Consider the following 21,371-nt stretch of genomic DNA (forward strand, 5'->3'; position numbering starts at 1 on the left):
CGGGACCGTACGGCGCGGGCGGCGGGAGCGGGCCCGGGCGGTGTGACACGGGTCTCGGCGCCGGCGTGAGATGGCTCTCCCGCCCCCGCCGGAAACCATCCGGAATACCTGATTCCGCTGGTGGCGCCCGGAATCGCCGGCCCCTGCGCGGTATGGCCCGTTAGCGCTCCGCCGCTTTGCATCAGGTCTGCAACAGCCACGGCCCGATCCGGTACCCGCCCTATGGAGCTGCCCCCGCGGCGTGCACACTTCCCCGTATGAATGAGTGGCCCCAAGGACGGTCCGGCGACCAGAGCGGCAACCGGTACGGACGCGGCAGCGGCAGCAGCGAGCCGGAGGGTGCGCGCGCCATGCCGCACGTACGGCGCGACGCAGGCCCCGGCTACGGACGGAACGAGCCCCCGCTCCCGTCGTCGCTCTCCCCGCGCCGCGGCGGGAGCGTGCCGCCGCAGCAGTCCCAGGGCTACGACGACCACTACGACAGCGGCTACAACACCGGGCAGGTCTACGGCGGCGGAGGCGGCGGCCGGGGCCGCGGCAGCGACGGGTACGGCGACGACGGCTACGCCCGGCCGCGCCCGCGCTGGGGCCGCCGCATCAAGTGGACGCTGATCACCGTGGTCGTGGTGGTGCTGGTCGCCTCGATCGGCACCTACTTCTGGGCGGACGGCAAGCTGCGCCGCGAGGTGGACCTCAGCAAGGTCATCGAGCGCCCCCAGGCCGGCGACGGCACCAACTACCTCATCGTCGGGACGGACAGCCGTGAAGGCATGACCGACGACATGAAGCAGAAGTTGCACACCGGCGGCCCCACCGACGGCGGGCGCACCGACTCGATGCTGATCCTGCACGACGGCAGCAACGGCCCGACGCTGATATCCCTGCCGCGCGACTCCAACGTCGAGATCCCCTCGTACGTCGGCTCGAAGTCCGGCAAGCAGTACCCGGCGCGCGGGCGGCACACCAAGCTGAACGCGACCTACGCCGAGGACGGCCCGGCCCTGCTGGTCCGCACCATCGAGTACAACACCCACCTGCACATCGACCACTACGTCGAGATCGGGTTCGCCGGCTTCGCCAACATCGTCGACGCGCTCGGCGGCGTGGAGATGGACATCCCCCAGGCGTTCAAGGACAAGGACTCCGGCGCCGACTTCAAGGCCGGCACCCAGACCCTCACCGGCGCGCAGGCGCTCGCCTTCGTCCGGACCCGGCACGCCTTCGCCTCGCAGGACCTCCAGCGCACCAAGAACCAGCAGAAGTTCCTGGCCGCCGTCGCCAAGCAGGCCGCCACGCCGGGCACCCTGCTCAACCCCTTCAAGTTCTATCCGACGCTCGGCGCCGGCCTGGACACGCTGAAGGTGGACAAGGACATGAGCCTGTGGGACCTGGGCCAGATGTTCTTCGCGATGAAGGACGTCACCGGCGGCAACGGCAAGTCCATGAACATGCCGATCTCCGGCAGCGTCGGCGGCAACCTGGTCTGGGACCAGGCCAAGCTCAAGCAGCTCGTCCAGCAGCTCAACAACGACGAGCCGGTCACCGTCTCCGGCAACTGACCGGACCGACGCCCTACGGGAAGGGGCCCCGACCGCGGTGCGGTCGGGGCCCCTTCCTCGTGGGAGCGATCGGCCTTACGGCAGGTTCCTCGCCATGACGATCCGCTGCACCTGGTTCGTGCCTTCATAAATTTGCGTGATCTTGGCGTCCCGCATCATCCGCTCCAGCGGGTAGTCGCGGGTGTAGCCGTAGCCGCCGAGCAGCTGCACGGCGTCGGTGGTGATCTCCATGGCCGCGTCCGAGGCGTAGCACTTGGCCGCGGCGCCGAAGAAGGTCAGGTCCTCGCCCTTGCTGCCGGCCGAGACGCGCTCGGAGCGGGCCGCCGCGGCGTAGGTGAGCTGGCGGGCCGCCTCCAGCTTCATCGCCATGTCGGCGAGCATGAACTGGACGCCCTGGAAGTCGCCGATCGGCTTGCCGAACTGCTTGCGCTCCTGGACGTAGCCCTTGGCGTAGTCCAGCGCGCCCTGGGCGATGCCGAGCGCCTGGGCCGCGATGGTGATGCGGGTGTGGTCCAGGGTCTTCATGGCGGTGGCGAAGCCGGTGCCCTCCGCGCCGATCATGCGGTCGGCGGGGATGCGGACGTTGTCGAGGTAGACCTCGCGGGTCGGGGAGCCCTTGATGCCGAGCTTCTTCTCCGGTGCGCCGAAGGAGACGCCCTCGTCGCCCTTCTCGACGACGAACGCCGATATGCCCTTGGAGCGCTTCTCGGGGTCGGTGACGGCCATGACCGTGTAGTAGTCCGACACCCCGGCGTTGGTGATCCACCGCTTCACGCCGTTGAGGACGTAGTGGTCGCCGTCGCGGACCGCCTTGGTCTTCATCCCCGCCGCGTCGGAACCGGCGTCCGGCTCGCTGAGGCAGTACGAGAACATCGCGTCGCCCTTGGCGAGCGGCGCCAGGTACTTCTTCTTCAGCTCCTCGCCGCCGGAGAGGATCACCGGGAGCGAGCCGAGCTTGTTGACCGCCGGGATCAGGGACGACGAGGCGCAGACCCGGGCGACCTCCTCGATGACGATCACGGTCGCCAGCGCGTCGGCGCCGGCGCCGCCGTAGGACTCCGGCACGTGGACGGCGTGCAGGTCGTTGGCGACCAGTGCGTCCAGCGCCTCCTGCGGGAAGCGGGCCTCCTCGTCCACCGCGGCGGCGAACGGCGCGATCTTCGCCTCGGCGAGCGAGCGCACCGACTCGCGGAGCATGTCGTGCTCCTCGGACGGCCGGTACAGATCGAAATCAGCGGTTCCCGCCAAGGTCTCTCACTCCCCAGAGGTGCCGGCAGTGCTAACTACCGTTAAGTAACCCTTACTGAGAAGGGATTCTAGGGCGATCCCGGTGCCTCGGGTAGGTGAGGTTGCCGACAGTCCCCCCTTGGGGCGTACCGCGGTCGGGAAGGGCGCGTTCCACGCGCGGATATGCTCGGTCAGCACCGCAAACCGCCAGACGTCTGGAGCCCCGCACATGGCCCTCAAGATCACCGTGATCGGCACCGGCTACCTCGGTGCCACCCACGCCGCCGCCATGGCCGAGCTGGGTTTCGAGGTGCTGGGCCTGGACGTGCAGCCGGAGAAGATCGAAATGCTCCGCCGGGGCGAGGTCCCGATGTACGAGCCGGGCCTGGAGGAGCTGCTGCGCCGCCATGTCGCCGGCATCGAGGGCTCCACCGGCCGGCTGCGCTTCACCACCTCCTACGAGGAGGTCGGGGCCTTCGGCGACATCCACTTCGTCTGCGTGAACACCCCGCAGAAGCACGGCGAGTACGCCTGCGACATGTCCTACGTCGAGGCCGCCTTCGACGCGCTGGCACCGCACCTGACCCGGCCCGCGCTGGTGGTCGGCAAGTCGACGGTGCCGGTGGGCAGCGCGGCCCGGCTCGCGCAGCGGCTGACCGCCGCCGCCCCCGCCGGCGCCGACGCCGAGCTGGCCTGGAACCCGGAGTTCCTGCGCGAGGGCCTCGCCGTCCAGGACACCCTCCACCCGGACCGGATCGTGGTCGGCGTGGCCGGCGTGGGGGCACCTCCCAGCGACAACTGGGGGAGGGCCGAGGCGCTGCTCCGCGAGGTGTACGCCGCCCCGATCGCCGAGGGCTCCCCGTTCGTCGTGATGGACTACCCCACCGCCGAGCTGGTCAAGACCTCCGCCAACTCCTTCCTCGCCACCAAGATCTCGTTCATCAACGCCATGGCCGAGGTGTGCGAGGCCGCCGACGGCGACGTGGTGAAGCTGGCCGAGGCGATCGGCCACGACGAGCGGATCGGCAAGAAGTTCCTGCGGGCCGGCATCGGCTTCGGCGGCGGCTGTCTGCCCAAGGACATCCGGGCCTTCATGGCCCGCGCCGGCGAACTCGGCGCCGACCAGGCACTGACGTTCCTGCGCGAGGTCGACTCGATCAACATGCGGCGCCGCGGCCACATGGTCGAGCTGGCCCGGGACGCGGTCGGCGGCAGTTTCCTCGGCATGCGGGTCGCCGTCCTCGGTGCGACCTTCAAGCCGGACTCCGACGACGTCCGCGACTCGCCCGCCCTCAACGTCGCCGGCCAGATCCACCTCCAGGGCGGCCAGGTCACCGTCTACGACCCCAAGGGCATGGTGAACGCCCAGCGCCTCTTCCCGACCCTGGGGTACGCGGAGAGCGCCCTGGAGGCGGTGCGCGGCGCGCATGTCGTCCTGCACCTGACGGAGTGGCGCGAGTTCCGCGAGCTGGACCCGGCGGTGCTGGCCGAGGTCGCCACCGAACGCCGCGTCCTCGACGGCCGCAACGCCCTCGACCCGGCCCTGTGGCGCAAGGCCGGCTGGACGTACCGGGCCCTGGGCCGCCCGAACGCATAACCACCACGGCCGGCCGACCGGCCACGCGGCCGGCCCCACCGGCCCGCTTCCCACCCCGCAACGGGCGGGGACGGGCCGGAGGGGCGACCGAGAACCCGGAAAGTCCTAGCCGAGCGTCATGTTCGACGGTCCCCGGCGGCCCTGCTCGTCCCGGGCGACGTCCTCCGCCCCGCGGAGCACCCGTACCGCGTTCTGCCACGTCAGCTTCGCCAGGTCGGCCGCCGACCACCTGCGGTCCAGGAGTTCGGCGAGGAGATTCGGGTAGCTCGCGACGTCGGCCAGGTCGGAGGGGGTGAAGGCGGTGCCGTCGTAGTCCCCGCCGATGCCGATGTGGTCGATGCCGGCGACCTCGCGCATGTGGTCGAGGTGGTCGGCGACGGTGGCCGCGGTGGCCATCGGCCGCGGGTTGGCGGCCTCGAAGGCGCGCTGGACGGCCATGCCCCGCTCGGTGGTGTCGAGGTGGTGCAGGCCGTGGGCGCGCATGTTCTCGTCGGCGCGCAGCGTCCATGCGACCGCGGCCGGCAGCACGAACTTCGGGACGAAGGTGGCCATGGCGACGCCGCCGTTGGCGGGCAGTTGGGCCAGCACGTCGTCGGGGATGTTGCGCGGGTGGTCGCAGACCGCGCGGGCCGAGGAGTGCGAGAAGAGCACCGGCGCGGTGCTGACCCGGAGGGCGTCGCGCATGGTGTCGGGCGAGACGTGCGAGAGGTCGACGAGCATCCCGCAGCGGTTCATCTCGCGGACGACCTCTTCGCCGAAGGCCGACAGGCCGTGGTGGCGCGGTGCGTCGGTCGCCGAGTCCGCCCAGTCGTTGTTGTCGTTGTGGGTGAGCGTCATGTAGCGGACGCCCAGGGCGTGGAAGGCCCGGAGGGTGGCCAGCGAGTTGTTGATCGAGTGGCCGCCCTCGGCCCCCATGAGGGAGGCGATGCGGCCCTCGGCGCGGGCCGCCTCCATGTCGTCGGCGGTGGCCGCCGGGCGCAGATCGGCTGCGTAGCGCGCGGTCAGCTGACGTACTGCGTCGATCTGTTCCAGGGTGGCGCTGACGGCGTGGTCGCCGGTGTAGTCGGAGCGTACGTACACCGACCAGAACTGTGCGCCGACGCCGCCGGCCCGCAGCCGGGGGATGTCGGTGTGCAGGTGGGCGCTCTGGTCGGTGGCGACGTCGCGCCGGTCGAGGTCGTAGCGGACCTGTTCGCGCAGCGCCCAGGGGAGGTCGTTGTGGCCGTCGACGACCGGCCAGCGGGCGAGCAGTTCCAGCGCGGCCTCCCGCCCGGTGGTCACTTGCCGCTCCCGAAGCCGAAGCCGGCGGACCCGGCGACCTTGTTGCGCAGCCGCTTGCCCTTCTCGGTGGCCTGGTCGTTGAGGTCCTGCTGGAACTCCCGCATGCGGGCGAGGAGTTCGGCGTCGTGGGCGGCGAGCATCCGGGCGGCGAGCAGTCCGGCGTTGCGGGCGCCGCCGACCGAGACCGTGGCGACCGGCACGCCGGCCGGCATCTGCACGATGGAGAGCAGGGAGTCCATGCCGTCCAGGTACTTCAGCGGGACCGGGACGCCGATGACCGGCAGCGGGGTGACGGAGGCCAGCATGCCGGGCAGGTGGGCGGCTCCCCCGGCGCCGGCGATGATCGCCTTCAGGCCGCGGCCGGCCGCCTGCTCGCCGTAGGCGATCATCTCGTGCGGCATGCGGTGGGCCGAGACCACGTCGACCTCATAGCCGATCTCGAACTCGTCCAGGGCCTGGGCGGCGGCCTCCATGACGGGCCAGTCGGAATCGGAGCCCATGACGATGCCGACGAGACAAGAGGGGTGCGCGTCAGCGGTCGTTGAGGGGCGGCGGTCGGGCGACGGGCGGGCCGCGGAAGAGCTCATTCGGTGATCGTTCCTCGCAGATAGCCGGCGGCGTGTGCGGCGCGCTCACGCACATCCGCCAGGTCGTCGCCGTAGGTGTTGACGTGCCCGACCTTGCGGCCCGGCTTCACGTCCTTTCCGTACATGTGAATCTTCAACTGCGGATCGCGGGCCATGCAATGCAGGTACGCCGCATACATGTCGGGGTAGTCACCCCCGAGGACGTTGGCCATCACCGTCCAGCGGGCGCGCGGGCGCGGGTCGCCGAGCGGGAGGTCGAGGACGGCCCGGACGTGGTTGGCGAACTGCGAGGTGATCGCGCCGTCCTGGGTCCAGTGGCCGGAGTTGTGCGGACGCATGGCCAGCTCGTTGACGAGGACCGCGGGCGCGCCGTCGGCGTCCCGGACCTCGAACAGCTCGACCGCGAGGTGGCCGACGACGCCGAGCTCGTCGGCGATCCGCAGGGCGAGCTGCTGGGCGTGGGTGGAGAGCTCGTCGGAGAGGTCGGGGGCCGGCGCGATCACGGTGTCGCAGACGCCGTCGACCTGGACGGACTCCACGATCGGGTAGGCGACGGCCTGGCCGTGCGGGGAGCGGACCACGTTGGCGGCCAGCTCGCGGACGAAGGGGACCTTCTCCTCCGCCAGGACGGGCACACCGGCGAGGAACGGTTCCGCCGCCTCCTTGGAGGATCGCACGAGCCAGACGCCCTTGCCGTCATAGCCCCCACGGACGGTCTTGAGGATCACGGGGAATCCGTCCGACCCGTCGCCCTGGCCCTCGCTCGCGAAGCGCTCCACGTCGGCCGGGTCGGAGACGATGCGGTGCCGTGGGCAGGGCACGCCGATGGCATCCAGCTTCGCCCGCATCACCCCCTTGTCCTGGGCGTGCACCAGCGCGTCGGGGCCGGGCCGGACGGGAATGCCCTCGGCCTCCAACGCCCGCAAGTGCTCGGTGGGAACGTGCTCGTGATCGAAGGTGATCACATCGCAGCCACGGGCGAACGCGCGCAGGGTGTCCAGATCGCGGTAGTCGCCGATGACGACATCGCTGACCACCTGAGCCGCCGAGTCCTGCGGGGTGTCACTGAGGAGCTTGAACTTGATGCCGAGGGGGATACCCGCCTCGTGGGTCATACGGGCGAGCTGACCGCCACCGACCATGCCGACTACCGGGAACGTCACGCCCCCAGGGTAGCCGCCCGATAGTCGTGCACCCGACCCCGGCTTGGAGGATCATCCGAGAGCTGGGGTTCGAGGTTGATCGGAAGAGTCCACAACCGCGGTGAGGTACCGGACCGGACCGAGGGCCCTCCCGGCAGTGGCCGGGGAGGCGCCCGGCCCCGGCCCGGCGATAGGGGGAGGCCGCATGGAGAGCGGCGACATAACGAGGAACTCCCGGGCGCTGGTGACCGTGATGGCCGTCCTCGCCCTGCTGATCGCCCTGTACTCGGTGATCGACCAACTGACCGGGCCGGAGGTGTACGGCCCCGGCGACACCGAGATCGTGGTGTCCGCCGGCGACCGCTTCACCATCGAGGTGCCCGACGACCCCGGCGACGGCCGCCACTGGATCATCGCCGCCCCGCGACCGGATCCGGCCGTTCTGCGGACCACCGGATGGGAGCCCCCGGGCGCCCCCGGGGCGTCGGGGAACGGCGCCCCCGCCGCGGGCGGGCGCCTGACCCCCACCCGCGGCACCCGTGCACTGGGCTTCGAGGCCGTCCGCCCGGGCCGTACCGACCTGCGGCTGCTGCGCTGCCTGCGGTGCGCGACGGGGGCGGCGGACGAGCCGGGCGCCGGCGTCCTCAACTTCCGGGTCACGGTCGGCTGACAGGCGGCCCCGGCCCTGGCCCTGGCCGCTTATGTGCGCGGCGGTGCGCGTTGGGCTGCCCGTACACCGCCGTTCAACCGGCGTGGTTAGCATGAGGGGGCCTACCGGGGCGCCGGCCCGCCCATTGCCCACGACGGGGAGCTGAACGATCACCATGAGTGAACCGAGCGCACTGCGGTCGCGACTGGAGGCGCTCACCCGGGAAATAGTGAAGTTCGGTGCCGTCGGCGGCGCCGGCGTCGTGGTGAACTTCGCGGTCTTCAACCTCGTCCGGCACCTGACCGAGCTCCCCGTCGTCCGGGCGAGCATCGTGGCGACGGTGGTCGCCACCGGCACCAACTACGTCGGCTACCGCTACTTCGCCTACCGGGACCGCGACAAGCACGGCCGGACCCGTGAGCTGACGCTGTTCCTGCTCTTCAGCGTGGTCGGCCTGGTCATCGAGAACGGCATCCTCTACGCGGCGACCTACGGGTTCGGCTGGGACAGCCCGCTCCAGAGCAACGTCTTCAAGTTCCTCGGCATCGGGATCGCCACGCTCTTCCGCTTCTGGTCGTACCGCACCTGGGTCTTCCGGGCACTGCCCGCCCGGGAGGCGGTGGAGACCGCCGAGTCGTTCCTGACGGACGACTCCCCCCTGCCGAGCGGCGCCTCCCGGAAGTAGGCACCGCCGTCGCGGCAGGGCGTCGCGACAGGGACCCGACTCACTCCTCGGTGGGCTCGCCCTCCCGGGCCAGGAAGAGCGCGAAGACCGGCGGGTGTTGCTGGAGGAGTTCCAGACGACCGCCGTCCGCCTCGGCCAGATCTCGGGCGACGGCGAGCCCCAGACCCGTGGAGTTGCGGCCGGAGACGGTCCGTTCGAAGACCCGCGAGCCGAGGTCCGTCGGAACACCGGGGCCGGCGTCGGTCACCTCGACGACCGCCTGATTGCCGGTGACGCGGGTGCGCAGCGCGACCGTGCCGTCGCCGTGCATCAGGGAGTTCTCGATCAGGGTGGCCAGCACCTGGGCGACCGCACCCGGGGTGCCGACGGCCCGCAGGCCCTTCTTGCCGGAGCGGACGATGGCCCGGCCGGCGCTGCGGTAGGCCGGGCGCCACTCCTCGATCTGCTGCTTGACGACCTCGTCCAGGTCGAAGGCGACCGCCGAGCCGGTGCGCGGGTCCCGGGAGTTGGTCAGCAGTCGCTGCACCACGTCGGTCAGCCGCTCCACCTGGGCCAGCGCGATGGTGGCCTCTTCCTTCACGGTGTCCGGGTCGTCGGTGAGGGTGATCTCCTCCAGCCGCATGGACAGCGCGGTCAGCGGGGTGCGCAACTGGTGGGAGGCGTCGGCGGCCAGCCGCCGCTCGGCGGTGAGCATCCGGGCGATCCGCTCGGCGCTGGCGTCCAGCACGTCGGCGACCCGGTCGAGCTCCTGGACGCCGTAGCGGCGGTGGCGGGGCCGGGGGTCGCCGGAGCCGAGCCGTTCGGCGGTCTCGGCGAGGTCGGTGAGGGGGGCGGTGAGCCGGCGGGCCTGCCGGACGGCGAGCACCACGGCGGCCAGGATCGCCAGCAGCGCGACGGCCAGGATCACCAGCAGGGTCCGGCCGATCTCCGCGCTGACCGTGGAGCGGGACTCCTGGACCCGGACCCGCTCGCCGCGGTCGCCGTGCACCTCGGACTCGATCACGTCGCCGACCGGCCGCTGCCCGATCTCGATCTTCGGCTTGCCGGGCACCTTGATCTCGGCGTAGCGGTGCGCGGTGATCTGCTCCGACAGGATCTCCGGGGTGATCTTCTCGCCGCTGCCCAGCCGGCTCTCCACTATCCCGACCAGCCGGACCGCCTCGGACGCCACGCTCTCCTGCGCGCCGGACTGGATCGTGCGGGTCTCGACGATCACCAGGGAGACGCCGAAGACGGCGATGACGACGAGCACCACGGCGAGCGTGGAGTTGATCAGTCGGCGGCGCACGGGCCCCTAGCTCTTTTCGAAGCGGAAGCCGACGCCGCGGACGGTGGCGATGTACCGGGGGTTGGCGGCGTCGTCGCCGAGCTTCTTGCGCAGCCAGGAGATGTGCATGTCCAGCGTCTTGGTGGAGGACCACCAGGTGGTGTCCCAGACCTCGCGCATCAGCTGGTCGCGGGTGACGACCCGGCCGGCGTCCCGCACCAGGACCCGCAGCAGGTCGAACTCCTTCGCGGTGAGCTGGAGTTCCTCGTCGCCCATCCAGGCGCGGTGCGACTCGACGTCGATCCGCACGCCGTGGGTGGCCGGCGGCTGCTGCGGCTCGGCGGTGGAGCCGCGGCGGAGCAGGGCCCGGACCCGGGCGAGCAGCTCGGCGAGCCGGAACGGCTTGGTGACGTAGTCGTCGGCGCCGGCGTCCAGGCCGACGACGGTGTCCACCTCGTCGGCGCGGGCGGTCAGCACCAGGATGGGGAAGGAATGGCCTTCGTTGCGCAGGCGACGGCAGACCTCCAGACCGTCCATACCGGGCAGCCCCAGGTCCAGGACCACGAGGTCGATGTTGCCCTGGAGACCGGCGTCGAGCGCCGTCGGGCCGTCCTCACGCACCTCGACGTCGTAACCCTCGCGGCGCAGGGCGCGGGCGAGCGGCTCCGAGATGGACGCGTCATCCTCGGCGAGCAGTACACGGGTCATGGGCCGATGGTAGTCCGATGTACCGACGGCGAGGGGCGGACCAGCACGGATGGGCGACAGTGGGTCCGTTCTGCGCCCGCTCACGCGCCTGAGCCGGGGGCGCGCGGGCGTGGGCGCGGTCGCACGGACGGCTTCAAACGGTTCCCTGCGCGAGTGTGAGCGTTCTCTCACCACTCCCCCCGGGCCGGCAAGCGGACGTATGGTGTCCGGAACGTCCAGCGCACAACCACCGGGACGATGGCGCAGAACTCGAAGCCATCGGTCCTTGTTGTGTGTGGGGTTGGTACCCCCAGCCCCTGACACAGTGAAAGACCTGTCGACCGGGTCCGCCGGCCGCGCTATCGCGGCACGGGGGCGTGGATCCCGGTGTTCGGCCTCCCGTCGACCCTCCTCGTGTGGGACGAACCTCCCGGACGTGGGGGGCGGGCGGGCGGCGCCGGTGCCGGTCATCCCCACACGGGCGCGCACCGACTCTCGGACGCGTCCCGAGAAGCAAGGAACCACCATGGCGTCCAGCCTGACGAAGGACGCTGCCCAGCAGGGAATCCCTGCCAACGGCGGCAAGACCTTCTTCGGCCACCCCCGCGGCCTGGCCCCTCTCTTCATGACCGAGATGTGGGAGCGCTTCAGCTATTACGGCATGCGCTCCCTGCTCGTGATCTACCTGATCTCCGGTGGTCCGGACGCCGAAAAGGGCGCCCAGGCCGGCGGTCTGGCCATGAACGCGGCCACCGCCTCGGCCATCTACTCCATCTACGTGGCGATGGTCTACCTGCTGGCCATGCCCGGCGGCTGGATCGGCGACCGTATCTGGGGACCGCGCAAGACCGTCGCCATCGCGGCGGGCGTCATCATGACCGGCCACCTGGTGCTGGCCGTGCCGGGCCAGGCCGGGTTCTTCGCGGGTCTGGCGCTGGTCGCCGTGGGCTCGGGCCTTCTGAAGGCCAACATCTCGACGATGGTCGGCCACCTCTACGACGGTCCCCAGGACCCGCGCCGGGACGGCGGCTTCACCCTCTTCTACATGGGCATCAACATCGGTGCCTTCGCGGCGCCGCTGGTGATCGGCACCGTCGGCCAGAGCGTCAACTGGCACCTGGGCTTCGCGCTGGCCGCGGTCGGCATGGCCCTGGGCCTGGTGTCGTTCCTGGTCGGTACCCGCCACCTCAGCCCGCAGTCCAGCGTCGTGCCGACCCCGCTGCAGGCCGAGGAGCGCGCCATGTGGCTGCGCAAGGGCCTGATCTGGGTCGCCGCCGCCGCGGTCTTCTACGGCGTGGTCGGCTTCACCGGCCACTTCACCCTGGACTGGGCACTGATCCCGCTCGCGCTGCTCGGCCTGATCATTCCGATCACGGTTCTGGGGCGCATCAAGCGCGACAAGGAACTGACCGACACCGAGCAGACCAAGGTCAGCGGCTACATCTGGTTCTTCGTGGCCGCCGCGGTGTTCTGGATGATCTTCGACCAGGCGGGCTCGACGATGTCCGTCTTCGCGGAGAAGAAGACGAACGGCCAGGTCTTCGGGATGGACTTCCCGTCGTCGTGGTTCCAGTCCGTGAACCCGCTGTGGGTCATGGCGCTCGCCCCGGTCATCGCCTGGCTGTGGATGTGGCTGGCACGCCGCGACCGCGAGCCGAGCACCACGGTGAAGTTCTCGATGGCGATGTTCTTCATCGGCGCCTCGTTCGCCGTCTTCATCATCCCGATGATGATGGCCTCGGACGGCTCGAAGGTCAGCCCGATGTGGCTGCTGTCCATCTACATGATCCAGACCATCGGCGAGCTGTGCCTGTCCCCGGTCGGCCTGTCGGTGACCACCAAGATGGCGCCGCAGAAGTACGCCAGCCAGATGCTGGGCGTGTGGTTCCTCGCCGTCACCGCGGGCGACTGCATCACCAGCCTGCTCTCCACCGCCGGCGCGGACCTGAGCGGGCCCCCGGTGCTGGCCGCCGAGGCCGGGTTGGCGGTGCTGGCCGGTGTCGCGGTGTGGCTGAGCCGCAAGAAGATCGTCGCGCTCATGGGTGACGTCCGCTGATCGGTCCCCGACAGGGGAGTCAGGGCCCGGCACGCTGGTTGCGTGCCGGGCCCTTCCGTATGCCGGGCCGCTCGGTGTGCCGGGCCGCTCGGTGTGCCGGGCCGTCGTGCCCCGGACCGCGGGGTCAGCGGCGCAGCCGCCGCGGGGTGAGGGTGAGTGCCGCGGCGCCGAGCAGGACGACGGTGCCGGCGAGCACGCCGAGGGCGGTCAGCGTGCCGTGGTCCGCCGCGCCGGTCTGGGCGAGGCCGCCGGCGCTGCCGCTGCCGCCGGACCCGCTGGCCGATCCGGCCGTGCCGCTCCCGGAGGACTCGCCGCCCCCGGAGGAGGCGCCGCCGGCCGAGCCGCCCGAGGTGCCGCCGGGCTGGGCGGCGGTGTCCAGGGCGAGCGAGACCCCGGGGTCCTTCTCGGGGGTGCAGGTCGTGGTCGTCCCCAGGGCGTTGACGGTGAGGACGCCCGGGGTGAGCGTGGCCCTACCGGTGGCGCCGGGCTTGTAGGTGCCCTTGAGGTCGGGGATCTCGATGGGCTGGCCGGCCTTGATGGGCCCGGCGTTGGTGGGGCCCTCGACCTTGACGGAACCCTTGTCGGCGCCGCCCACCTTCACGTCCATCGACGGTTTGACCGAGCCCTTGGGGATGTCCGCCGGGCTGTCCATGACGGACTTGGCGAAGTGCACCGTCAGGTCGTAGCCGCCGCCCTTCTTCACGCCGTCGATCTGGACCGGCGAGGTCGCCTTCTTGTCGCCGATGGGCGTCTTGCAGGCGTAGGGGACCTGCACCTCCTTGCCCTTGTACGCGGTGCCGTCGGGGTCGCCGCCGGAGCCGCCGGAGGAGCCGCCCGCGGTGCCGCCGGAGGTGCCCGCGCTGCTGCCGCCGGTGGTCGCGCCGCCGGAGCCGGTGCCCCCCGAACTGGTGCCCCCGGCGGTCGTCCCGCCGCTGCCCGAGCCGCCGCTGCTGGTCCCGCCGCTGCCCGTGGTGCCGCCGGAGGAGCCGCCACCGGACGTGACCTTGATGGTGGCCGCCGCCTTCACCGCCTCCTTGGGCGCGCACTTGGTGTCGGTGGAGATCGGCTTGCTGACGTTGATGTTGTAGGCACCGGGCGTCAGCGTGACCTCTCCGGGCGCGGTGAGTTTCAGCGTGCCCTTCATGGCGGACAGCTTCATCGGGCTGTTCTTCGGTATCGGCGGGTTCTGCCGCGGGCCCTGCATCGCCAGGTCGGCGGTCTGCGCCCCGGCGACCTTGAGCGTGCCGGTCGGCTGGACGGTGTCCTTGTCCAGGTCGAGGATGCCGGGGTTCTGGGAGGCCGCCTGGACGGTCGTCCAGACCACCTCGACCGCGTCGCCGACCTTGGCGGTCGCGGGGGCGCTGATCTCGACCTTGGTGGTGCCCTCGACGGGCGGCAGCCCCGAGATCGGCGGCGGCTGACACTCGGTCAGATACGCCACCTCGGCGGCCTGGGCGGTCCCGGCGGTGGCGACCACCCCCGCCCCCGCGAGCAGGAAGGCGGCCGCCGCGGCGGTGACCGCTCTCCTGCGTTGCCCGGTCGGCCTCGTGGGCCGGGTCAACCTCATCAACGTCATCACGCGGAACCTTTCGACGGGGGTCGTTCGGTTGCTGTGGTGGACGGTGCGGTGTCCGGGGTGAACCACGGCAGTGCGGCGGTGCCGTCCGGCGCGGCGCCGGTGCCGGGTCCCATGTCGCGTCGGTCCTTCTGCCGGCCCTTCGGCCGGTCGTCACGCCGGTCGCCACGCCGGTCGTCACGCTGGTCGCCGTGCCGGTCCCTGCCGGTGCGCCCGGGGCGCGGACGGCGCGGGGCCCGCCCCGGGCGGGCGGCGGCTCCCGGGCGGGGCGGGCGGACGCGGTCGACGACCGCCATCCCGATCCGGAACACCACCGTCGGGACGACCACGCACAGCAGCACCCAGAAGAGCGTCACGCCCCACGGCCGGCCGACCTCCCACGGCTGCTCGACCAGCAGCCTGCCGCCGTACTTGAGGGAGACCAGGTAGTCCCCGTGCGCCCCGGCGGCGAGCTCGACCGGGAGCCTGACCTCGGTCCGCCGCCCGGCGGGGACGGTCCCCCGCCACTGCTGGTCCTCCCACTTCGGCGCGAAGACGCCGTGCGAGGTGCCGACCTGGAAGATCGGGTCCTTGGTCGGCGTCGAGCCCAAGTTGCCCACGGTGAAGGCCAGTTCGCGCTGCGGCGGGGCGCCGAACCAGGTGAGGAGTCCGCCGCTGCCGATCAGCCGGGGCTGTGCCAGGACGGCCAGCCGGCCGGCGCTGACGTCCTGCGGCAGCGGCGCGACCGGGTGCCCGGCCACCTTGAACGCCGCGTCCGCGGCGGCCTCCGGGCCGGTCACGGTCGCCACGTGCACCACACAGGGGCAGGGCCTGGGCGGTTCGGCGACCGGCAGCGGCCTGCTGAACGCGCCCCGGTCGTCCGTGGTGACGGCCCGCCCGTCGCCGTTGGCGCAGGAGTTGGTGCCGCCGATCATGTTCTGTCCGCAGATCAGCAGCGTCAGCAGGGCGTGCGGGCGCCAGCCCCGCCCGGTGACGGTGATGCTGCCGCCGGCGCCCGCCTCCTTCCGGGAGACCGCCGCCGAGGGCGGGTCGCCGGCCGACGCGGCGTGCGCCGCCGCGGGCAGGACGGGCGGCAGGACCGGGAGCAGGGCCAGGGCGAGGGCGGCGAGCAGGACGGACGGGCGGTGCCGGCGCCCGGCCCGGCGACCCGGCCCGACGCGCGCGCCGTTCCCGCCCGTCGCGTCCCGCGCACCGTGCCCGCCGCCCGCGCCCTGCTCGCCCGTCCCGCCGTGCTCGCCGCTCTCACCGTTCACCCGCGCACCCCTGATCCCGTCCTCGCGACCGTCGTGGTGTCCGTCGCCCCGCCCGTCGCCGTCCCGCGCGTCGCCGTCCCGCGCACCGTTTCGCCTGCCGGCGCCTTCGCCCGGTTCGCCTTCGCCCCGTTCGCCTTCGGTGCGTCCGCTGCCGGTGCCACCGCTGCCGACGCGTTTCCCTGCGCCCCCTGCGCCCCCTTTGTCCCCTCTATTCCGCTCGTCTCTCTTCCGCTCGTCGTCGCGCTCGTCCGCCGTGTGCCGTCGGTCGGCCGCGGCCCGGGCCGGTCCGGCGCGTCACCGTCCGCGCGGCCCTCGCGGCCGGCGCGTCTCCGGCGTCGCACCACCGCCCAGCCGCCCCCGCCCGCCGCCAGGAGGAGCAGCGCGACGCCCGCGCCCCAGGGGGCGGCGGTGTACCGGGCGGTGGCGCTGTCCCGCGCGCCGGCCGCGGCGGTCGCGGTGAGCCGGACGTCCACCGCGTCCAGGGCCGGCGGATCGGGCCAGGTCTCGGTCCGGTCGGCGCGGGCTCCGGGCGGCAGGACGTCCGGCAGGGTGCGGGCGGGCCGGCGCAGCAGCGGCCCGAAGAGGCCGTCGGCACGGACCTCCAGCCGCGGCCGGAGCGCGGTGTTCCCGCGGTTGACCAGGGTGTAGTGGATCAGCGCCGCGCTCCCCCGGCGGGTCACCGACACCTGCTCGACGGTGAGTGCGGACAGCGCGGGGCCGGTCACCCGCAGCCGTATCGGTATCCGGGTCCGCGCGCCGGGCGTCGTCCCGGTGACGGTGAGCCCACCGGGATGGCCACCGGGGGCGGCGGTGTCCGGCACGGTCACGGTGAACGGCACGCTGGCCTGCGTCCGCGGCGGAACCGTCACCTCCGGGGTGCCGAAGGCGAGCCATCCGTCGACGCCGCCGTCACCGGCCAGGCGCACGGTGAGCGGCCGGCCGGTCGGGTTGCGGACGGCCAGCCGGTCGGTGAGGGCGGTGCCCGGCGGGCCCTCCAGGTAGAAGGCCGTCCGGGCGGCCCCGGTCGGTGCGGCGGACCAGCCCGGTGCGGCGGCGGTCGGCGGCCCGGCCCGTGCCGCGGTGGGCGGCCGGGCCTCGGCCGCCGCGGGGCACAGCAGGACGGCGGCGACCGCAAGGGCCGCGCCGGCGGCCACGGTGCGGGGACGGAACGGCATCGGCGGCTCCCGTCAGCCGTCTCAGACGCGTTGCTGACGGCGGGTCAGCCAGAGCACTCCGGCCGCGCCGGCCAGCAGGACGGTGCCACCGAGGGTGCCCAGTGCGAGGGCGGAGTCCGCCGGTCCGGTCTGCGGCAGTTGGCCGCCGCCGGTCGAACCGCCCGCCGCCGCGGAGCCCCCGCTGCCGCCCGAACCACCGCTGCCCTTGACGTCCAGGGTCAGCGAGGGCTTGGGGTGGTTGCTCGGTGTACAGGTGGTGGTGGTGCCCAGCGCCTTGATGGTGAGCGTGGAGGCGGTGAAGGTGACCTTCCCGCCGGCCTTCGGGGTGTACGTACCACTCAGGTCGCTGATCTTTATCGGGGTGTTCGCGGGAATCGCCTGGTCGTTGGGCGCCCCGCTGACCTGCACGGTGCCGCTCTCCGCACCGCCCAGCTGGATCAGCGCGCTGGGCTTCATCGCGCCCTTGCCCAGTTCGACGGGGCTGGAGGAGACGCCTTTCTGGAACGACATCACCAGCTTGTACGCGCCCCCACTGGGCGTTCCCTTGATGTCTATGGGCGAGACCGCGCCCTTGTTGCCGATCGGCGTCTTGCACTGGTAGTTCACGTCGACGACCTCGGCGTGCGCGGCGGACGCGGTGAACAGCACCGCCGATCCGGCCGCCGTCGCCGCGGCCACGGCCAGCCCGGCCGCCCGCCGCGGCCGCCTGCCGTGCTGTGCGTGGAAGCGGGCCACCTTGATTTCCCCTTCTTCGGGTTCGGCGCGCCGCCGGATATTACTGACGGCACATCAGATTGGGCGCTCAAGGTACGCCCGGGAGGTTGTCGAGGGAAGGCACCGCACAGCCCCGATACGAGGCATCGGCCGGATCCCGTCCGGAAGGGGGCGCGCCCCTGCCCCGAACGGCCCCGGAAACGACACGGCGCGGGCCCGTGGGCCCGCGCTCTCCACCTCTCCCCGTTCGCCGCCCCTTCAGGAGGGGGCGGCCAGCTCCGCCCAGACGGTCTTGCCCGCGCCGTCGGCGTTGCGCACCACGCCCCAGTCCAGGCACAGCCGCTGCACGATGAACATGCCATGGCCGCCGGGACGCCCCGGGCGGTGCGGGCTGCGCGGCGCCGGCGAGCCCGCGCCCAGATCGCTGACCTCCAGGCGGAGGACCTTGGCCGCGCAGCGCAGCCGCAGCTCCTCCGGGCCCTCGGCGTGCAGACAGGCGTTGGTCACCAGCTCGGAGACGACGAGCAGGACGTCCTCGGCCGCGGCCCGCTGATCGGCGGTCGCGGCCGGCAGCCAGCCCCAGTCGTGCAGCGCCTCCCGGGCGAAGTCGCGGGCCCGCGCCACGGCACCCCGGGTGTCCGCCAGGCGCAGCCGGCGGATCTGCCCCGACGGGACGGCGGACGAGGCGCCGGCGGTGGGGGCACCACCCATGCCACTCAGGCTATGGGGGACCGGCTCCGGGCCGAGATCGCCCGGCGGGTACGGCCGGGTGGTGCTCATCAGCGCTTCACCTCACCGATTCGCCTGTTCACGGACAACAGATACCTGACTGATTCAACGGATTCAGGTGTCTCCTGCCCGACCGGACCGTGAGAACACCCACTTCTTGGGTACGGAAGTTGTGATACCGACTACGCGCCCGGAACGCATCCTTCCGGACGTCGCGGCCGGTCAGTCGGCCAGGGCCGCGTCGAGTGAGTCGTGCACCGTGAAAACCGCCTCCGCGCCGGTGATCTCGAACACCCGGGCCACCACCGGCTGCATGCCGGCCAGGTGGACACCGCCCCCCGCGGCCTCCGCTTTCAGTCGGGCGCCGAGCAGCACGTTCAGACCGGTGGAGTCCATGAATTCAAGAGGTGAGCAATCCACCACCAGGCGTGCGTATCCGTCGTCGACACAGCCTTCCAGCGATTCCCGCAGCAGATCCGCGGTGTGGTGATCCAACTCACCCGCGACGGTCACGACCGCGCTGGCGCCGTGATGGCGGATCTCGACATGAAGCCGACCCCGGCTTGCACTGCCGACCGTCCCGCGGTCCATGCGAGCGCACCCCTCTTGCTGCCTAGACGACTGTTTTCGTGGCGACGTTGCTTACGACTGCGCGCGTCGAACCCTACGCCTTCCTGACGCCCGTCGGTAGCCGCAGAAAGTGCATAGCGCTGAATTCCGGACATCGCGCACTTGCCTTCTTCCGGCGAAGCCAGGTAGGCGTAGAAGGACACATTCGAAACGGCCGGCTTTGGAGGCGCCGCACACCGCAGTTTCACGCAGAGGCTTCGGCAGCCATATGCCGAGAACGATGGAGGAGACACATGTCACCCCGGCTCGACGAATTGCGTATCGAGGACGAGCAGAGCCCCGCATCGTCGACACCCCGGTCCGATGTGACCGGTCACATTCCTTCCCAGCCGCACGCCGCGGCCACCGAGCCGGTGGGCGTGCCCGACATCGACGGCCTGCCCGAGATCCCACCGTTCGACGAAGTGGGTCCGGTGGACGCGAGGGCCCTGTCGAAAACCCTCTTCGAGCGCCTGGAATCGCTGGAAGAAGGCACCCACGAATACGCGTACGTCCGCAACACCCTGGTCGAGCTGAACCTCGCCCTGGTGAAGTTCGCGGCCTCCCGGTTCCGCTCCCGCAGCGAGCCCATGGAGGACATCGTCCAGGTCGGCACCATCGGTCTGATCAAGGCGATCGACCGTTTCGAGCTGAGCCGCGGCGTGGAATTCCCGACGTTCGCGATGCCGACCATCGTCGGCGAGATCAAGCGTTTCTTCCGCGACACCAGCTGGTCGGTGCGGGTTCCCCGGCGCCTTCAGGAACTCCGCCTGGACCTGGCCAAGGCGGGCGACGAACTGGCGCAGAAGCTGGACCGGGCACCCACGGTCGGCGAACTCGCCGACCGCCTCGGCATCACCAAGGACGAGGTCGTCGAAGGGATGGCCGCGAGCAACGCCTACACCGCGAGCTCGCTGGACGCCCAGCCCGAGGAGGACGACAGCGAGGGCGCGCTGGCCGACCGTATCGGCTACGAGGACAACGGCCTCGAAGGCATCGAATACGTCGAGTCGCTGAAGCCGCTGATCGCCGAACTGCCCTCGCGGGACCGGAAGATCCTCTCGCTGAGATTCGTCGCCAATATGACGCAGTCCGAGATCGGCGAGGAGTTGGGCATTTCCCAGATGCACGTCTCCCGGCTGCTCTCCCGCACCCTCGTACGGCTCCGCAAGGGCCTGATGATCGAGGACTAGCCGCCGCGGTCGGCGCCGGCCCCGCGGTCGGCGGACGCCCGTGCACACGAGGGCCCGCCCCGGAATCGTCCGGGACGGGCCCTCTGTGCGTCTGCCGGCGGGTGCGCCCGGCGCCGCGTGGCGCCGCGTGGCGCCGCCCTCAGAGGCGAACGCCCTTGTGCCAGACGTCCGTCACCAGCGGCACGCCCGGACGGTAGGCGAGGTGGACGTGGGACGGGGCGTCCAGCAGGAGCAGGTCGGCGCGGGCGCCGGGGGTGATCCGGCCGACGTCCTCGCGGCGCAGCGCCCGGGCGCCGCCCGCGGTCGCCGCCCACACCGCCTCGTCGGGCGTCATCCCCATGTCGCGGACGGCCAGCGCGATGCAGAACGGCATCGAGCTGGTGAAGGACGAGCCCGGGTTGCAGTCCGTGGAGAGCGCGACGGTGGCACCGGCGTCGAGCAGCGGGCGGGCGTCGGGCCACTTGGCGCGGGTGGAGAACTCGGCGCCCGGCAGGAGCGTGGCGACGGTGTCGGACTGGGCCAGCGCGTCGATGTCGGCGTAGGTGAGGTGGGTGCAGTGGTCGGCGGAGGCGGCGCCCAGTTCGACGGCGAGCTGGACGCCGGGGCCGTGGCCGAGCTGGTTGGCGTGCACCCGCGGCACCAGGCCCTTGGCCTGACCGGCGGTGAGGATGGCACGCGCCTGGTCGCCGTCGAAGGCGCCGCGCTCGCAGAACACGTCCACCCAACGGGCGTGCGGGGCGCAGGCGTCCAGCATCGGGCCGGTGACCAGCTCGACGTAGCCGGCCGGGTCGTCGGCGTAGTCGGGGGAGACGATGTGGGCGCCGAGGAAGGTGACCTCGTCGGTGTGGGCGGCGGCGATCCGCACCGCGCGGGCCTCGTCCTCGACGGTGAGGCCGTAACCGGACTTGATCTCCTGGGTGGTGGTGCCCTGGCGCAGGCCCTCGGCGAGGTAGCGGGCGACGTTGGCGTGCAGCGCGTCGTCCGCGGCCGCGCGGGTGGCCGCGACGGTGGTGCGGATGCCGCCCGCGGAGTAAGGGCGCCCGGACATCCGGGCGTTGAACTCCTCGGTGCGGTCGCCGGCGAAGACCAGGTGCGAATGGGAGTCGACGAAGCCGGGCAGACCGGCCCGGCCGGCCGCGTCGACGGCGTTGTCGGTGGCGGGTGCTTTGCTTGAGGGACCGACCCAGGCGATGCGGTCGCCGTCGATGACGACCGCGGCGTCCTGGATCAGACCGAGGGGGCCTTCACCGAGGGAGGGGTCGTTGGTGACGAGCTGGGCGATGTGGGTGATGGCGGTGGTCGGCGCGGAGGTCGTCGTCATCGCGGGGGTGTTCTCCTTCGTCCGCGGGCGGCGCGGGCCGGGCGGCCTGGGGGCACCTTCCAGC

At 72.1% G+C, this 21,371-nt stretch carries 19 protein-coding genes; 6 read left to right on the forward strand and 13 right to left on the reverse strand.

Features of this window, described 5'->3' with window-relative positions; all coding sequences use genetic code 11:
- The first annotated feature begins 257 nt into the window (after positions 1–257).
- Positions 258–1,559, forward strand: coding sequence for an LCP family protein (locus tag JNO44_RS18715; RefSeq protein WP_205365352.1), 1,302 nt, complete (start codon positions 258–260; stop codon positions 1,557–1,559).
- Positions 1,560–1,634: 75 nt separating this feature from the next.
- Here the strand turns inward: JNO44_RS18715 and JNO44_RS18720 are convergent, their stop codons facing one another.
- On the reverse strand, positions 1,635–2,807 hold the full coding sequence (locus JNO44_RS18720; RefSeq protein WP_205365353.1) for an acyl-CoA dehydrogenase: 1,173 nt from the start codon (positions 2,805–2,807) through the stop codon (positions 1,635–1,637).
- A 208-nt stretch (positions 2,808–3,015) separates the two neighbouring features.
- On the opposite strand from JNO44_RS18720, the gene JNO44_RS18725 reads away from it, so the two are divergent.
- Positions 3,016–4,383, forward strand: a complete 1,368-nt coding sequence (locus JNO44_RS18725) for a UDP-glucose dehydrogenase family protein (RefSeq protein ID WP_205365354.1) — start codon at positions 3,016–3,018, stop codon at positions 4,381–4,383.
- 105 nt (positions 4,384–4,488) lie between these two features.
- Here JNO44_RS18725 and JNO44_RS18730 read toward each other — a convergent pair whose 3' ends face one another.
- The 3 genes from JNO44_RS18730 to JNO44_RS18740 form a co-directional block, all read right to left on the reverse strand.
- Positions 4,489–5,664 (reverse strand): dipeptidase, encoded by a 1,176-nt coding sequence (locus tag JNO44_RS18730; protein WP_205365355.1) that lies wholly within the window; start codon positions 5,662–5,664, stop codon positions 4,489–4,491.
- Positions 5,661–6,164, reverse strand: coding sequence for a 5-(carboxyamino)imidazole ribonucleotide mutase (purE, locus tag JNO44_RS18735; protein ID WP_073443144.1), 504 nt, complete (start codon positions 6,162–6,164; stop codon positions 5,661–5,663). Before purE ends, JNO44_RS18730 begins: the two co-directional genes overlap by 4 nt.
- 83 nt (positions 6,165–6,247) lie before the next feature.
- Positions 6,248–7,414, reverse strand: a complete 1,167-nt coding sequence (locus tag JNO44_RS18740; protein WP_258017893.1) for a 5-(carboxyamino)imidazole ribonucleotide synthase — start codon at positions 7,412–7,414, stop codon at positions 6,248–6,250.
- A gap of 184 nt (positions 7,415–7,598) precedes the next feature.
- Between JNO44_RS18740 and JNO44_RS18745 the strand changes: the two genes are divergently transcribed.
- On the forward strand, positions 7,599–8,063 hold the full coding sequence (locus tag JNO44_RS18745; RefSeq protein WP_240167583.1) for a protease inhibitor I42 family protein: 465 nt from the start codon (positions 7,599–7,601) through the stop codon (positions 8,061–8,063).
- A gap of 154 nt (positions 8,064–8,217) precedes the next feature.
- Positions 8,218–8,727, forward strand: a complete 510-nt coding sequence (locus JNO44_RS18750; protein ID WP_039635840.1) for a GtrA family protein — start codon at positions 8,218–8,220, stop codon at positions 8,725–8,727.
- Positions 8,728–8,767: 40 nt separating this feature from the next.
- Here the strand turns inward: JNO44_RS18750 and JNO44_RS18755 are convergent, their stop codons facing one another.
- Complete coding sequence (locus JNO44_RS18755; RefSeq protein WP_205365356.1) at positions 8,768–10,015, reverse strand: ATP-binding protein; 1,248 nt, start codon at positions 10,013–10,015, stop codon at positions 8,768–8,770.
- A 6-nt stretch (positions 10,016–10,021) separates the two neighbouring features.
- Entirely contained in the window at positions 10,022–10,702 is a 681-nt protein-coding gene (locus JNO44_RS18760) for a response regulator transcription factor (protein WP_016575659.1), read from the reverse strand.
- Between the two features lie 505 nt (positions 10,703–11,207).
- On the opposite strand from JNO44_RS18760, the gene JNO44_RS18765 reads away from it, so the two are divergent.
- Positions 11,208–12,737 (forward strand): peptide MFS transporter, encoded by a 1,530-nt coding sequence (locus JNO44_RS18765; RefSeq protein WP_205365357.1) that lies wholly within the window; start codon positions 11,208–11,210, stop codon positions 12,735–12,737.
- A gap of 124 nt (positions 12,738–12,861) precedes the next feature.
- Here the strand turns inward: JNO44_RS18765 and JNO44_RS18770 are convergent, their stop codons facing one another.
- From JNO44_RS18770 to JNO44_RS18795, 6 genes are all read right to left on the reverse strand, one after another.
- The gene (locus JNO44_RS18770) at positions 12,862–14,313 is read right to left on the reverse strand and encodes a hypothetical protein (RefSeq protein ID WP_205365358.1); all 1,452 of its coding nucleotides are present in this window, start codon (positions 14,311–14,313) and stop codon (positions 12,862–12,864) included.
- Positions 14,313–15,425, reverse strand: coding sequence for a hypothetical protein (locus JNO44_RS18775; RefSeq protein WP_205370046.1), 1,113 nt, complete (start codon positions 15,423–15,425; stop codon positions 14,313–14,315). Before JNO44_RS18775 ends, JNO44_RS18770 begins: the two co-directional genes overlap by 1 nt.
- A gap of 137 nt (positions 15,426–15,562) precedes the next feature.
- Positions 15,563–16,741 carry a COG1470 family protein gene (locus tag JNO44_RS18780; RefSeq protein WP_205365359.1) on the reverse strand — a complete coding sequence of 393 codons (1,179 nt, stop codon included), beginning with the start codon at positions 16,739–16,741 and terminating at the stop codon, positions 15,563–15,565.
- A gap of 21 nt (positions 16,742–16,762) precedes the next feature.
- Entirely contained in the window at positions 16,763–17,476 is a 714-nt protein-coding gene (locus JNO44_RS18785; RefSeq protein WP_205365360.1) for an LPXTG cell wall anchor domain-containing protein, read from the reverse strand.
- Positions 17,477–17,713: 237 nt separating this feature from the next.
- Positions 17,714–18,235, reverse strand: coding sequence for an ATP-binding protein (locus tag JNO44_RS18790; RefSeq protein WP_039635826.1), 522 nt, complete (start codon positions 18,233–18,235; stop codon positions 17,714–17,716).
- A 171-nt stretch (positions 18,236–18,406) separates the two neighbouring features.
- The gene (locus tag JNO44_RS18795; protein WP_039635822.1) at positions 18,407–18,775 is read right to left on the reverse strand and encodes an STAS domain-containing protein; all 369 of its coding nucleotides are present in this window, start codon (positions 18,773–18,775) and stop codon (positions 18,407–18,409) included.
- Positions 18,776–19,047: 272 nt separating this feature from the next.
- Here JNO44_RS18795 and JNO44_RS18800 point away from each other — a divergent pair, with 272 nt between their 5' ends.
- Positions 19,048–19,986, forward strand: coding sequence for an RNA polymerase sigma factor SigF (locus JNO44_RS18800; protein ID WP_205365361.1), 939 nt, complete (start codon positions 19,048–19,050; stop codon positions 19,984–19,986).
- 139 nt (positions 19,987–20,125) lie between these two features.
- On the opposite strand, the gene hutI is transcribed toward JNO44_RS18800, so the two are convergent.
- Complete coding sequence (gene hutI, locus JNO44_RS18805) at positions 20,126–21,307, reverse strand: imidazolonepropionase (protein WP_205365362.1); 1,182 nt, start codon at positions 21,305–21,307, stop codon at positions 20,126–20,128.
- Positions 21,308–21,371 lie beyond the last annotated feature (64 nt).

Origin of the sequence: Streptomyces noursei (assembly GCF_016917755.1) — a bacterium.
Taxonomy (GTDB): domain Bacteria; phylum Actinomycetota; class Actinomycetes; order Streptomycetales; family Streptomycetaceae; genus Streptomyces; species Streptomyces yunnanensis.

What these genes read in the sequence shown, in the direction of transcription:
- JNO44_RS18750 (WP_039635840.1), top strand. Translation starts at nt 8,218, where the DNA reads ATGAGTGAACCGAGCGCACTGCGGTCGCGACTGGAGGCGCTCACCCGG.
- JNO44_RS18745 (WP_240167583.1), top strand. Translation starts at nt 7,599, where the DNA reads ATGGAGAGCGGCGACATAACGAGGAACTCCCGGGCGCTGGTGACCGTG.
- JNO44_RS18800 (WP_205365361.1), top strand. Translation starts at nt 19,048, where the DNA reads ATGTCACCCCGGCTCGACGAATTGCGTATCGAGGACGAGCAGAGCCCC.
- JNO44_RS18780 (WP_205365359.1), bottom strand. Translation starts at nt 16,741, where the DNA reads ATGCCGTTCCGTCCCCGCACCGTGGCCGCCGGCGCGGCCCTTGCGGTC.
- purE (WP_073443144.1), bottom strand. Translation starts at nt 6,164, where the DNA reads ATGGGCTCCGATTCCGACTGGCCCGTCATGGAGGCCGCCGCCCAGGCC.
- JNO44_RS18770 (WP_205365358.1), bottom strand. Translation starts at nt 14,313, where the DNA reads ATGACGTTGATGAGGTTGACCCGGCCCACGAGGCCGACCGGGCAACGC.
- JNO44_RS18725 (WP_205365354.1), top strand. Translation starts at nt 3,016, where the DNA reads ATGGCCCTCAAGATCACCGTGATCGGCACCGGCTACCTCGGTGCCACC.
- JNO44_RS18765 (WP_205365357.1), top strand. Translation starts at nt 11,208, where the DNA reads ATGGCGTCCAGCCTGACGAAGGACGCTGCCCAGCAGGGAATCCCTGCC.
- hutI (WP_205365362.1), bottom strand. Translation starts at nt 21,307, where the DNA reads ATGACGACGACCTCCGCGCCGACCACCGCCATCACCCACATCGCCCAG.
- JNO44_RS18795 (WP_039635822.1), bottom strand. Translation starts at nt 18,775, where the DNA reads ATGGACCGCGGGACGGTCGGCAGTGCAAGCCGGGGTCGGCTTCATGTC.
- JNO44_RS18790 (WP_039635826.1), bottom strand. Translation starts at nt 18,235, where the DNA reads ATGAGCACCACCCGGCCGTACCCGCCGGGCGATCTCGGCCCGGAGCCG.
- JNO44_RS18760 (WP_016575659.1), bottom strand. Translation starts at nt 10,702, where the DNA reads ATGACCCGTGTACTGCTCGCCGAGGATGACGCGTCCATCTCGGAGCCG.
- JNO44_RS18715 (WP_205365352.1), top strand. Translation starts at nt 258, where the DNA reads ATGAATGAGTGGCCCCAAGGACGGTCCGGCGACCAGAGCGGCAACCGG.